9 protein-coding genes are annotated in these 13,834 nt (G+C 57.0%); 2 read left to right on the forward strand and 7 right to left on the reverse strand.

Going from position 1 to position 13,834, the window contains the following annotated elements:
* Positions 1 to 12: 12 nt before the first annotated feature.
* The 4 genes from L1D43_RS10790 to L1D43_RS10805 form a co-directional block, all read right to left on the reverse strand.
* Positions 13 to 906 (reverse strand): branched-chain amino acid ABC transporter permease, encoded by an 894-nt coding sequence (locus L1D43_RS10790; RefSeq protein WP_041509297.1) that lies wholly within the window; start codon positions 904 to 906, stop codon positions 13 to 15.
* Positions 903 to 2,870: a long-chain fatty acid--CoA ligase gene (locus L1D43_RS10795; RefSeq protein WP_239851523.1), complete on the reverse strand. Its 1,968-nt coding sequence runs from the start codon at positions 2,868 to 2,870 to the stop codon at positions 903 to 905. Before L1D43_RS10795 ends, L1D43_RS10790 begins: the two co-directional genes overlap by 4 nt.
* A complete protein-coding gene (locus L1D43_RS10800; protein ID WP_239851525.1) occupies positions 2,870 to 3,667 on the reverse strand; it encodes an ABC transporter ATP-binding protein in 798 nt (265 codons plus the stop codon). The genes L1D43_RS10795 and L1D43_RS10800 overlap by 1 nt, the downstream gene beginning before the upstream one ends.
* A 119-nt stretch (positions 3,668 to 3,786) precedes the next feature.
* Positions 3,787 to 4,824 carry a DcaP family trimeric outer membrane transporter gene (locus L1D43_RS10805; protein ID WP_041509545.1) on the reverse strand — a complete coding sequence of 346 codons (1,038 nt, stop codon included), beginning with the start codon at positions 4,822 to 4,824 and terminating at the stop codon, positions 3,787 to 3,789.
* 257 nt (positions 4,825 to 5,081) lie between these two features.
* On the opposite strand from L1D43_RS10805, the gene L1D43_RS10810 reads away from it, so the two are divergent.
* Complete coding sequence (locus tag L1D43_RS10810) at positions 5,082 to 8,582, forward strand: PAS-domain containing protein (RefSeq protein ID WP_239851534.1); 3,501 nt, start codon at positions 5,082 to 5,084, stop codon at positions 8,580 to 8,582.
* 85 nt (positions 8,583 to 8,667) lie between these two features.
* Here the strand turns inward: L1D43_RS10810 and L1D43_RS10815 are convergent, their stop codons facing one another.
* Positions 8,668 to 9,336, reverse strand: coding sequence for a response regulator transcription factor (locus tag L1D43_RS10815; RefSeq protein WP_041509294.1), 669 nt, complete (start codon positions 9,334 to 9,336; stop codon positions 8,668 to 8,670).
* Positions 9,337 to 9,833: 497 nt separating this feature from the next.
* Between L1D43_RS10815 and L1D43_RS10820 the strand changes: the two genes are divergently transcribed.
* Positions 9,834 to 10,958, forward strand: coding sequence for a patatin-like phospholipase family protein (locus L1D43_RS10820; protein ID WP_239851538.1), 1,125 nt, complete (start codon positions 9,834 to 9,836; stop codon positions 10,956 to 10,958).
* Here the strand turns inward: L1D43_RS10820 and L1D43_RS10825 are convergent.
* The gene (locus L1D43_RS10825; RefSeq protein ID WP_239851540.1) at positions 10,955 to 11,713 is read right to left on the reverse strand and encodes an SGNH/GDSL hydrolase family protein; all 759 of its coding nucleotides are present in this window, start codon (positions 11,711 to 11,713) and stop codon (positions 10,955 to 10,957) included. The two genes, L1D43_RS10820 and L1D43_RS10825, sit on opposite strands and share 4 nt — an antisense overlap.
* A gap of 15 nt (positions 11,714 to 11,728) precedes the next feature.
* Positions 11,729 to 13,678 carry a monovalent cation:proton antiporter family protein gene (locus tag L1D43_RS10830; RefSeq protein WP_239851541.1) on the reverse strand — a complete coding sequence of 650 codons (1,950 nt, stop codon included), beginning with the start codon at positions 13,676 to 13,678 and terminating at the stop codon, positions 11,729 to 11,731.
* Between the last annotated feature and the right edge of the window lie 156 nt (positions 13,679 to 13,834).

Genomic DNA, 13,834 nt, shown 5'->3' on the forward strand with positions numbered 1-13,834 from the left:
TGGCTGTGCTCCTTAGATGCGCTCGATGTCGCGGGTACCGAACAGGCCATAGGGCTTGAACCAGAGGATCACCAACAGCACATAGAAGGGGGCGATGTTGTACAGGTTGCCCACATGCAGCCACTGGCTGTCGAAGAACTCGGCAACGTTTTCCAGCACGCCTATCACCACGCCGCCGACGATGGCGCCGACGATGGAGTCCAGCCCGCCCAAGATCACCGCGGGGAACACCTTGATGCCTATGGTCGAGAGCGAGTCTGACACGCCGTTCACCATGCCTATCACCACACCGGCCGTGGCCGAGACGGTCGCGGCAATGCCCCAGCTCATGGCAAACACCTGCTTGACCGAGATCCCCAGGCTCTGGGCTACCTGCTGGTCAAACGCCGTGGCACGCATCGCCAGGCCATGCTTGGAGTATTTAAAGAAGAGGAAGAAGGCGGCCATGATCAAGATGGCGATGATGGTGCTCATCAGGTACGCCAGCTCTATGTTGAGGCCGAAGATGGCGATAGACTGGGTATCGAACACCTTAGGGTAGCTCTGTGGCGAGACGCCGAATATCCACTTAGTCAGCGACTGGAAGAAGATAGACAGGCCGATAGTCACCATGATCACCGAGATGATGGGCTCACCGATCATGGGGCGCAGCACTATCATCTGCAACAGCACGCCGAACACCGCCATGAAACAGAGGGTGAACAGGAAGCCGACAAAAAACGGCAGCTGGAAATAGGTGAGAAACGCCCAGCAGACCCAGGCCCCCACCAGCAGAAACTCGCCCTGGGCAAAGTTAACGATCTGGGTCGACTTGTACACCAGCACGAAACACATACCCACCACGCCATACAGCAGGCCGACGATCAGGCCGTTGACGATGAGTTGCAATAAGAGTTCAAAGTTCATGATGCTCTCCTTTGAGTGGCGTCGCCCTCGAGACGATGCTGTGGCGCGATCACTGTCGCCACCTTGACTTGGGTTTGAATGCGCGACTTGGTGCCGTCCTGGAAGGTGATCACGGTATCGATATCCACATGGGGCTGGTCGCCATAGATGGCCTCGATGATCTCGCCATACTTGTCGGCGATGACACCACGTCTCACCTTACGGGTACGGGTCAGCTCGCCATCATCGGCGTCCAGCTCCTTGTAGAGCAGCACAAACTTGTTGATCTTCTGCGCATCGGGCAGAGTCTGATTCACTAGCTCTACCTCCGCCTGCAGTTGCTCATAGACCTCGGGCAGACTCGACAGGTTGGTATAGTTGGTAAAGGCCAGTCCCTGCTGCTCGGCCCATTTGGAGACGATGCTGAAGCGGATACACAAAATCGCGGACAGATAAGGCTTGTCCTTGCCCAGAATCACCGCCTCACCGATGAAGGAGGAGAACTTGAGCTTGTTCTCGATATACTGCGGCGAGTACTGAATGCCCTGGCTGGTCTTGGCCAGGTCTTTGATGCGGTCGATCACCACCAGGTGGCCCGACGGCTTGAAATAACCGGCATCCCCCGTGTGCATCCAGCCATCTTTGACATCTTCATCGAAAGCGGCCTGGTCGCCCAGATAACCGTTGAACATGCCCACGGTTCTGGCAATCACCTCGCCTACCCCTTCGCTGTCGGTGTTGATCACCTTAAGCTCGGCGGTATCGAAGGCCACGCCTACCGTGTCGTAGTCCACGTCATGTTCGTCATGTATGGTGTAGGCGCCGCACATCTCGGTCTGACCATAGAGCTGACGCAGCGGCACGCCGATCGCCTGGAAGAACTTGAAGGTATCCGGCCCCATGGCCGCGCCGCCGGTGGCCGCCGACTTGAGGAAGGAAAACCCTAACCGGTCACGCAGCGCCTTCATCAAGATGATGTCGGCCAGCTTAGAGCGTCGGCCCTCGGCGAGTCGCAGCTCGGCGCGCTTCATGGCAAAATCGAACAGCTTCTGCTTGAGCGGGGTCGAGTCCATCATGCGCGCCTTGACGTCGGCGAGGATCCCTTCCCACACCCTAGGGGCCAGCAGCACGAAGCTTGGACCTATCTCGCGCAGATCCGCCATCATGGTTTCCTGCTCTTCGACAAAGTTCACTATCTGACGAGCGATGAGCGCCTGGCCTACGGCGTACACCTGCTCCATGATCCAGGGCAGCGGCAGCACGGAAACATAGTTGTCGCCCGGCGCGCGAGGATCGGCCCGCAGGTAGGAGCAGCAGTGGTCGATAAACTTGCTGCCCTGCAGCAAGACAATCTTGGGTTTAGAGGTGGTGCCCGAGGTGGTGCAGTAGATGGCGATGTTCTCCGCCTTGCCCGCATCCACCAGGTTGTCGTAGCGGCGCGGATCTGTGTTGTCCACCTCCTGGCCGATTCGATAGATCTCCTCGACGCTGATAAGGCGTGGGTCGTCATATTTACGCATGCCGCGCGGGTCACAGTAGACGATATATTTCACCGAAGGAATACTGTCGCCCAGCTCCAGCAGCTTGTCACACTGCTCCTCATCTTCGGCGACGATCACCTTGGCCTCGCTGCGATTGAGCAGATAGGCCACCTCTTCGTGCAGCGAGTCTTGATAGACCCCCAGGGAGAAACAGGCCAGCGCATGGGCGGCGACTTCGCCCCAGACCCACTCGGGACGATTCTCCCCCAGCAGGGCGATGGTGCTGTGGGACTCGATACCCAGGTGGTCGAAGGCCAGCGCCATCCACTTCACCCGGTTGTGATAATCTTGCCAGCTGAATTCGGTCCAGATGCCGAACTCCTTCTCGCGCATGGCGACCTCGCTACCCCAGTTGGCCGCATTATGGCGCAGGATCTTGGGAAAGGTGTCGAGAGAGCCCATGTCGAAGGCCCGCGCCGTCGACGCATTATTTACCTGAGTCATTAGCCAACCTCTTGTAATTGCTCGTCATCTTCAAGGCCTAGGTAGGCCTGTCTCACGTGCTCGTCGGCCATCACCGCCTCGGGCAGGCCACAGATCAGTTTCTTACCGAAATCGAGCACCATCACCTCATGGGAGATATCCATCACCACCCCCATGTCGTGTTCAATCATCACCACGGTAATGCCAAATTCTTCGTTGAGATCCAGGATATAGCGGGCCATATCCTCCTTCTCCTCCAGGTTCATCCCCGCCATCGGCTCGTCGAGCAAAATCAGCTTAGGATTGAGGGCCATGGCACGTGCCAGCTCGACACGCTTGCGCAGGCCGTAAGAGAGGGTGCCGGCGATAGATTTGCGCACATGGGAGATGTCGAGAAAGTCGATGATCTCCTCCACCTGGCGGCGATGGGTCAGCTCCTCTTTCTGCGCCGGAGACGCCCAGTAGAGCGGGCCGGTGAGCCAGTTGTTCTTCATCAGGTGGTGACGGCCCACCATGATGTTGTCCAGCACCGACATGTGACCAAACAGCGCCAGGTTTTGAAAGGTACGGCCTATGCCGAGATCGGCACGGGCATTGGGTCTGAGATGGGTGACATCCTGATTATCGAAATGAATCGTCCCCTTCTGTGGACGGTAGCGACCCGAGATGCTGTTGAGCATCGAGGTCTTACCCGCCCCGTTGGGACCGATAATCGAAAACACGGCGCCGCGCTCGACCTCGAAGCTCACATCGGTCAGGGCCTTTACCCCACCAAATGCGAGCGAGATCTGATCGACAGTTAAAATGGTATCTTTCACAACCCTACTCCTTTAAACGGCTCTGCCTGGGCGTTTCGGCGATGAGTCGCCCCGGCGGATGCCAGGACGAGGGTTAAACGGGTAAAAAAAGCAGGGAGGAATCCCTCCCCCAAGAGCACTTACAAGGCGTAACGCATTGAGAACTGTGCATAGTTAGAATCGACGTTCTGGTCGTCCAGGGCGAAGTTACCCACTTCGATGCCCACGGCCAGTGCCGGTGTCAGGTTTTGGAACAGGTTGACGCTCCACTGGCTGCGATCCGCATCCGACTCATCGGTCTCGATACGGCCATACAGGAAGGTGCTGCGCAGGGTATCTGTCCAGTAGTGACGGTAGGCGGCCAGATATGAGGTGGTGGTTTCAACCTCTTCACCGATAAGATCTGGCGTCACCCCAAGGCCCACATAGCGGCCCACTTCCCCCTGGTGGAACTGGAAACGCAGGTCGTCTTTACCGAAGGTGTTGATGCGACCGGCGATAGAGCCACCGAAGGCGGTTTCGCTGTTGCCGCCCAGGGTATTGAGCTGACGGCCCAGGGCCGAGATGGAGACGTTACCCCAGTCGCCCTTGAAGTTATAACGGGCCACTACGTCCGGCAGATCGTCGTTAGCGGTATCGCCGCCGTGACTCTCTGGGTTCTCGATAGAGACCTGGAAGCCACCTATGTCGTAGCGGATCTGCCCCTGACGCACGAAGGCCAGACCGACTGTGGCACCGGCAAAGTCGGCGGTTTCCGGGATGGCGCTGGTGTTCATGAAGGTGGTCCAGGTCTGACCCACGGTTAAGTCTTTGTACTTGATGAAGGCATGACGCAGACGCGGATGGGCCGAGTTAGACACCACCTGGTTACCGCCACCGCCGAGGAAATCCATCTCGATGAAACCCATCACGTCGCCGTGAACATACTTGGTATTGAAACGAGACTCGTTGGCGAAGATACGGAACTGTGACGCGCTCTCTTCGAGCGGCGTGCCTGTGCCAATCCAGAAGTCGCGATAGCCGACATCACCGTTAACATAACGGGCATCGACCTTGAGGTAGCCACCGAACGACAGCTTGCCGTCGTCGCCGACATTAAAGTCATAGCCTGCCATGGCCGAACTGGCCATCAGGCCGAGTGAAGTTGCGAGCGTGAGTTTTTTTATTGTTGATATCATCTTGATTATCCCCTTTTGTGGTTGCATTCAAGATGGAGAAATGCCTCCTTTGCCTCAATTGGGAATAGGTAGTAATGCAGCGGTAGTAGGCCAAAGGGCGCAATACGTGAGACTTAGACAGTAAGTACTAATACTTAAGTCGATGGCCGTAAATGCCGACTTTGGCCCTAACTGTGATATGTTGGCTTGAATAACAAAATAAAAGGAGTGAGCCGGGATGGCGAGATAAGCTCCTGAAAAGATAGGATAAGTAACAAATGTTCCCTAACTGGCTTTTGGTCGCCATCAGCATCAGCTACATAGGCCTGCTGTTTTTAATGGCGTTTCTGGGTGACAAGTACCGCGGCAAGTGGTTTGCCGGGCAGCACACCATCATCTATTCCCTGTCGCTGGGGGTCTACTGTACCTCCTGGGGCTTTCTCGGCACCGCCGGCCAGGCCGCCAACAACTCCTTTGCCTATCTGCCCGTCTATATTGCGCCTATCTTGCTGTTTATCTTCGCCTGGCCCTTTATCCAGCGGGTGATCCGCGTGTGTCTCAAGCTCAACATCACCTCGATTGCCGACCTGCTGGCGGCCCGATTCGGTAAATCACCTTTACTTGCGGTGGTGGTCACCTTCGTCGCCCTGTTTGGCACCCTGCCCTACATCGCGCTGCAACAGAAGGCGATCGTCAACTCCTATGAGATCTTGCGGCAAGACCATCTGCTCTCCTCCTGGCAGCTGGGCCTGGTGGTCAGCCTGATCCTCGCCGGCTTCACCATAGTGTTTGGGGTGCGAGCCATCGACGTGACCGAGCGCCATCCGGGCATGATGCTGGCCATCGCCTTCGAGTCTCTGGTGAAGCTCATCGCCTATCTCACCATAGGCATCTTCGTCTCCTTCTTCCTGTTCGACTCCCCCATGGAGATCTGGCAGAAGGCGACAGAGATCAAGCCGATTGCAACCGAGTTCACCTACCCTAACTTCATCTCGCTGTTTGGCCTGCTGATCATAGTGATGTCGGCGTTTCTCTGTCTGCCACGTCAGTTTCAGGTATTAATCGTCGAGCTGAAATCACAAAAACATGTGCTCTGGAGCCGCTGGACCTTCCCCCTCTATGTGCTGGTGTTCGCCTTCTTCGCCACCCCATTGGGTCAGGCGGGCAACATCCTCTATGGCGACTCGCTGCAGAGCGATGCCTATGTGCTGTTTCTGCCGGTATTCAGCGGCGATATCTGGCTGGGGCTGTTTAGTTTTCTCGGCGCCATCTCGGCGGCCAGCTCCATGGTGATCATCTCCACCATCGCCCTGAGCACCATGCTGAGTAACGAGATAGTCTTCCCCACGCTATTTAAGATCAACAACATACAGAGCAACGACTTCCACAAGTTCCGCTCGCACCTGCTTAATATCCGCAAGGCGTTGGTGCTTCTGGTGATCTTCTTGAGCTATGGCATGTTTCTCATCGCCCCGCCCGATACCCTGGCATCTTTAGGTGAGGTAGCCTTCGGCGCCATCGCCCAGATCGGCCCGGCCCTGTTTGCCGCCTTCCTGTGGCGCCGGGTCACGCTGATCGGCGTGTTGGTGGGGATCTCCAGCGGCTTCGCCCTCTGGCTGGTGCTCAACCTGCTGCCACAGCTCGGCCTCTATGGCCACCCGTTTGCTGGTAGCGGCTATTCCATGACCACAATGGCGACTCTGGTGGGCCTGTTTGTCAACGTGATGGCTATCTGGCTGGTCTCCTCCTTCACCCGCCAGAGCGTGCATGAGCAGATGCAGATAGGCCACTTTATCGAGCGCCCCGAGCTGGATAAGGCGCTGCCCGAGGTGCCTAAACATGTGAACCCCACCGAGCTCGAACTCCTGGTGGCCCGCTTCATAGGCAAGGACAAGGCCGCCCAGGGCTTCTACTCCTTCTTCTCCTGCCAGCCTCAGCCGATTCAAGACAAGAATGCCCATAACCAAGCGCTGATCTTCTTTACCGAAAACATGCTCGCCAGTGTCATGGGCTCGGCCTCGGCCCGACTGGTACTCTCCTGCGCACTCCATGGCCGCGACATCGCCATCGAAGATGTGGCCCAGCTGGTAGAGGAAGCCTCGAGCCATCGCAAGGAGTTCAGCCGCAGCGTGCTGCACAGCGCCATCGAGAACGCCAGCGAGGGGATCTCAGTTATCGACAAAGACCTCAACCTGGTGGCCTGGAATCAGCAGTATCTCAGCCTGTTTAACTATCCGGACGACCTCATCTACATCGGCTGCCCCGTGAGGCAGCTGATCGAGTACAACCTCAAGTTCGGCAAGGGCTATATTCCCAACCTGGATGAACAGGTGGAGCGGCGCCTCAACTTCCTGCGCCAGGGCAGTCGCCACGCCACCGAGCGCATCCAGCCCGACGGCAAGACGATACGCATTCAGGGCAACCCCATCCCTGGCGGCGGCTTCGTGATGATCTTCTCCGATATCAGCATGTACCGCGAGGCGGAAAAGCTCCTGAAAGAGAAAAACTTAGACCTGGAAGCCAGGGTATTTGAGCGCACCAAGCGCCTAGAGCAGGCCAACCTGCAGCTGGCCAAGTCCAACGCCGAGCTGGCCGAGGCACTGCAGAAGGTGGAACAGGCGCACCAGAAGAAGAGTCAGTATCTGAAGGCCTGTAGCCATGATCTGCTGCAGCCACTGTCGGCGGCGCGGCTGTTCTCCTCCGCCTTTGTCCAGGGGGGCCAGCTGTCGAACAAGCAGAAGCAGCAGATCGGCTATATCGACAACGCCCTGCAGGTGGCCAACGAGCTGCTGCTGGATCTCAACGAGGTGTCGCGCATCGAGGGCGGTACGGTAGTGCCCGAGATCACCGAATTTGCCCTGCAGGAGGTGCTCGACTCTCTGGTAGAAGAGTTCAGCGCCATGGCCAGTACCACAGAGGCTGATTTTAAGTGCATCAAGACCAAGCTCTGGGTGCGCAGCGACAAGGTGCTGCTCAGACGCATCTTACAGAACCTCATCAGCAACGCGTTTCGCTATGCCGGTGGCGGTCGCATCCTGCTGGGCTGTCGCCGCCACGGCGATACCATCGCCATTCAGGTGGTGGATGATGGCCCGGGGATCCCGGATGACAAGCAGGCGGTGATCTTCGAGCAGTTTACCCGTTTGCAGCACTCGGGCCACGAAGGGGTCAACGGTCTGGGACTCGGGCTCAATATCGCCCAGGGCCTGGCAGAGCTGATGCAGCACAGGCTCACCCTGTCATCTAAGGTCAATCAGGGCAGTATCTTCAGCCTGAGCCTGAATACCGTCGCCCCGAAACTTGTCGAGGAGCACGCCAGCCAGCCAGACATTCTCACCCTCAACGGCGTACATGTACTCTGTGTCGATGACGATCCGAACGTGCTGGCAGGCATGGAGGAGCTATTGAAGGGCTGGAAGTGTCAGGTCTATACCGCCTCCTCGGCGCAGCAGGCCAAGGCCTGTGTCGGCCAGTTTGCCAGTAAGATAGATATAGTGCTGATGGACTATCAGCTTGAAAACAATCAGAACGGTCTGGATCTCATGGCCGAACTGCAGGCCATGTCCAGCCGCCCCATCCCGGCGATTCTGATCACCGCCACCATAGACGAAGAGGTGGTGCAGCGCACCAAAGAGTTGGGCTATGGCTATCTGCGCAAGATCATCAAACCCATCGCCCTGCGCGCCGTGATGAGCGCCACCCTGGCCAACAGCCTGCACAACAACTACTCGGCGCAGCCGAGCCCTCACTTTAATCTGGTAGACCCACTGACCGACTAACCAAAACGCCCCGCACCTGAAATCTACAGATGCGGGGCGCTTCTAGCTAGCTCAAACTGGGCCTATTGGTCCTGAACCTCTGCGGCTAAACCTCTTCCACTTCGGCGGTCAGCGGCGTCTTATCCAGATAGAGCTGACTCATGGCGATCACCGCCTGGGTGCGTGTGTGTACCCCGAGCTTGAGGAAGATAGCACTGGCGTGGGCCTTGATGGTTGCCTCCGACAGGCCAAGTTCATAGGCGATCTGCTTGTTGAGCAGGCCATCGGCGAACATCATCAAGATCTTGTGCTGACGCGGAGACAGGCTGGCTATCTTGCTGCTCATGCTGTCCAGCGTCACCGCGCTGAGATCCTCACAGCCCGGCGGCGTCCACTGGCGTCCGGCCATCACGGCATTGATCGCCTTGACCATCTGCTCGACCGGCGAGGACTTGGGAATAAAGCCCGCCGCGCCGAAAGACATCGCCTTACCTACGGTGACCTTATCCTCCTGGCCGGAGATCACCACTATCCCGATATGGGGATAGCTGTTACGAATATTAACGAGTGTGTTGAATCCATGTGCGTTAGGGATGTTCAGATCCAATAAAAGCAGGTCTGCATCCTGGTGCTGGGTTAAGATCTCATCCAGTGCCGTCACCGTCTCCGCCTCGAACAGCAAAGGCTGATCAAACTGGGTGGTTAGGGTGTTTACGAGTGCTTGTCTAAACAGTGGATGATCATCAGCTATTATTATTTTTAGTGGCTGTAACATTTTTGATCCCTCATATGTACTCATTTCCAGTCTACGCGAACCTTAGAGATTATCAAACAGGCCCAAAACCCGTAGCCGAGGAAGCACTTGTCAGTTAACATTTACATTACAACTAGATAGCGGCATAAATTTGCTAAAGCCCATCCTCGGCAGTGGCGTCAATATAGACTTATTATCTAGGTCAGGGCGCTATTATTTGTGCTAGAGATGGCGTATTGAGGAGATGAGCGGCGCTTAATGGTCCAATAACGGCCCATGGCTCGCACCGAAATGAGCCATGATTTGCCGAGAATCATCTATAGGCGCTGGCTTGAACATATCACACGGCTCACATATTCTAATCAATATCAGCCACGAAAATCATCGCCAAAGCGCTGGGCGAGACAGTACGCCTCGTCACTGTTAACAAGAAGCATAATAGCGCTTCAATACAATAAAAAAAATCAATAATTTAAATCCTAACGCACGACAACAGAAACCATTTAGAGGGAAAGCAGTTGCCAGATAAGACAGCATTGGTATTAGGAGGCGGTGGTGCGCGTGCCGCTTACCAGGTCGGGGTACTCAAGGCGATAGTGCAGTTCTATCCCCGTAACCACGGCGTGCCCTTTAAGATCATCTGCGGCACCTCTGCTGGCGCCATCAACGGCACCTCGATTGCTACCCACGCCTCCTGTTTTCACCTGGGTGTACGTAAGCTAGAGTGGGTCTGGCGCCACTTTAACACCCATAAGGTCTACCGCTCCTCTTTCGGCGGCATCTTCTCTCACCTAGCACAGATGGCATTGATGGGACTACAGGATGTGAAGATCAACACAGAAGCCGGTAGCCTGTTCGACAACCAGCCCCTGAGAAATCTGCTGAACAACCTGATTAATTTCGAACGGATCGATCGCAACATTGCCAATGGCGCCCTGCACGCCCTAAGCGTAGACACCTCCTGTTATAACTCGTCGCGCTCGGTGAGCTTCTTTCAGGCCGCCAAAGAAATTGAAGACTGGAACCGTGCCCGACGTGGCGGCCAGCGCACCCATCTGCATACCGAACACCTGCTGGCCAGCTCCGCCATCCCCCTGGTATTCCCCTCGGTGAAGCTCAATCGCGGCTATTACGGCGACGGCTCTGTGCATCAGCTGGCGCCCCTGAGTAGCCCGATCCATCTTGGGGCGGAGAAGATCATGGTGATCAACTTAGAGAGTCCCCACAAGCAGGTGCATAAGGAGTTCGAACATCATCCCAAGACGGCAACCATAGCCGGTCACCTGCTCGATACCATCTTCTCCGACACCCTCAACAGCGATCTCGAGCGATTGCAGCGGATCAACGGCACCATAAACCTGATCCCCGAGGAGCGCCGCCATGAGGCGTCGCTCAAGAACATAGACACGCTGGTAATTAAGCCCAGCGAAGACCTTAGTCTGCTCGCCGCCCAGCACTATCATGAGATGCCCCTGGCGGTGAAGCTGCTGCTAAGGCTGATCGGCATCAACCAGCAATCGGACTCGAGTATCGTCTCCTACCTGCTGTTCGAGCAGTCATACTGTAGCGCACTGATCAACTTAGGTTATCAGGATGCCATGTGTCAGATAGATGAGATCAAGGCCTTCTTCAAAATCCCCTAGACCAGATTAGCAAGGTGTTGCCCAGACTCGTCAGTGCTATCCGATGAACAGCCTAAGGTGTGCTGGGTGAGAATGACCTGACTGGCACATTCGGCCCATAGTCGATAGCTGCTGGCGCTGGGGTGAAAGCCATCGCTAGCCAAGGCATCACTCGTCAACGGCAGCCTTAGCGGCAACAGCTGGCAGGCATTCTGATCACGACAAAACTGTTTTAAGGCCTGATTAAATAGCGCCTCTCTTCGCTGCAACACACCTGCCAGAGGCTGAGCAAAGCCGGGAAAGGCCCCTAGGGGTGGTAGTGGCGTCAGCAGCAGCCTGGCGTCTGGCGAGTCCTGTAACAGTCCCTCGATAAGTGCGCGGGTCGCGCTCAGCCAGCGCTGTACGCCTATGGGCGAGAGTAGATCGTTGACCCCCAGGGAGATAAGAATAACGTCGACCCGAATCGGTTCTTGCCGGATAAGCCTTAGCGTCTGGGGCGTCGTCATGCCAGACTTGGCCAGCAAGCGCCAATGCAGGCGAAAGTGGGGCTGCAACAGCGCCGTCAGCTGACCACTCAGGGCCTCATCCTGACGGGCCACGCCAACTCCGGCGGCGGCAGAATCGCCCAGAATTAATAGCCTAAGCGGCGGTCCCTCCCCCAGCTCGCCGCGGCGTTCACCTTCGGGCTCGGGCAACCTGGGGGTGCGCCACTTAACCCACAGGGCCTGCATCAGCAGCAGGGGAGAAAATACTAATAACAGGCTTGCTCTCATCATAGGCTTGCCACCGCTTTAACCCTGAAGCAGGTAGTGCTCCGCCTTCTCTATGCGCCGCGGCTTACCCAGGATGATCAATATATCCCCCGGGCGGATCAGCCAATCCAACTCAGGGCTTTCCACCTCGGCGCCGCTGCGGCGCACCGCCCTCAGCTCCACCCTCAGCTTCTCCCAGGGAATGGCAGAGAGTGGCTGCCCTACCACCTGCGCCCCCTTAGGCAGGGCGACGGCGTGCAGCAGCTCCAGGGTAAAGTCTGTCTCCTCGCCGGAGAAGAAACCATGCAGATATTGGTAGTGATTGCGCCGCTCATACTCGAGGCGCTTGAGGATGCGAGTCAGGGGCACGCCGCACTGATAGAGCACCTGAGACACCAGCATCAGGCTGCCCTCTAAGGTCTCGGGGATCACCTGACTGGCACCGGCTTCCTCTAATGCCTCCATCCCCTCATCGTCACGGGTTCTCACCAAGATCTTGGCCTCGGGCGCCAGCTGACGACACAGGGGCAAGACCTCATCGAGCACATGACTGCTGGTGAAGGTCAGCACGATCAACTTGGCCTGTTTAATCTGCGCCTGCTTGAGGATCGCCCGCTTAGCCACATCGCCAAAATAGACAGGCTCGCCGGCCCGGCGCGCCTCGGTCACCCTGGTGGGGTCCCTGTCGAGCACCAGATAGGGGATCGCCTCCGTCTTCATGAAGCGTGCTATGGTCTGCCCTACCCGGCCATAGCCCAAGATCAGCACCAGGTCGCTACTCTGCTCTGGGATCGGAATGGTTTCATTGCCACCCTGCTTGATGGACTTGACCCCATGTAGGCGCCTGGCGATATCCACGCTGTGGCGCACCAACCAGGGGGCCACGGCCATGGAGAGTACCGCCACCATCACCAGCTTAGTGCTTACGGTGATCTCCAGCAGCTGATAGTTGACCGCCAGCGCCAGCACCACGAAGCTGAATTCCCCCACCTGCGCCAGGCTGATGGCGGTCGCTACCGAGGTACGAAACGACTCCTTAGCGGCCCTGAGTAGGCCAAAGACGATCAGTGCCTTGGCGATGATCACCGCCACCACCAACAGAATTACCTGCCACCAGAAGGTGATCACCAGGCTAAAGTCGAGCAGCATGCCGATAGAGATGAAGAAGAGCCCCATCAGCAGATCCCTGAAGGGACGGATATCCGCCTCCAGCTGGCGTTTATATTGGCTCTCGCCAAGCAGCATACCGGCGATAAAGGCCCCCAGTGCCATGGAGAGGCCGAGCCACTGGGTCAAGGCGCCTGTCACCAAGGCCACGACCAGGGTAGAGAGGACAAATAGCTCGTTGGAGCGCGAGCGGGCCACCTCGTCAAACACCTTAGGTAGCGCCCACTTACCCACGGCCATCAGGGCGACAAAGGCCAGGACCCCTTCGCCCATGGCCAGCAGTATCTCATGCCAGCTGAGCATCTCACCGTCAGAGGCCAGCAGCGGCATGAGGATCAGCAGCGGCACCACAGCCAGATCCTGAAACAGCAACACACTGACCGACAGCTCCCCGTGACGCCGCCTGAGCCAGCCGCGCTCGTTGAGTAACTTCAAGACGATGGCGGTAGAGGAGAGGGCGATGGCCGAGCCCACCACGATAGACTCGCTCAGGTTAAGCCCCATCAACATGCTGATGCACATGGTTAAGACGGCAGTCACGAACACCTGGGCACTACCCAGACCAAACACGGTACGGCGCATGGCCCACAGCCTGGGCAGGGAGAATTCGAGGCCGAGAGAGAACATCAAGAGCACCACCCCCAGCTCGGCCACCGAGTGGATCTGCTGCTGGGTGAACCAGTTGAACGCAGAGGGGCCACTGATCACCCCAGTGATCAGGTAGGCCAAGATCGCCGGCAAGCCCACCCGCCTAAAGAGGGCGATCGCCACTATGGCCATCATCAACATCAAAAGGATCTTAACCAGTATGCTGTGTTCCATTAACGCTCCATTCTACTTGCGCCGCCCTCAATTAAGCCTGCCCCAATTCGCCCCGTGGCGCGACCTCATAGTGTCAAGTTTATTGCCACAGTCAAAATACTGTCATCACCCAAGTTGCCGCTACCTCAGACTAACTCAATGACAAATATAGACAAA

This window comes from Shewanella sp. Isolate8 (assembly GCF_022398495.1).
Classification (GTDB): Bacteria; Pseudomonadota; Gammaproteobacteria; order Enterobacterales; family Shewanellaceae; genus Shewanella; species Shewanella aquimarina.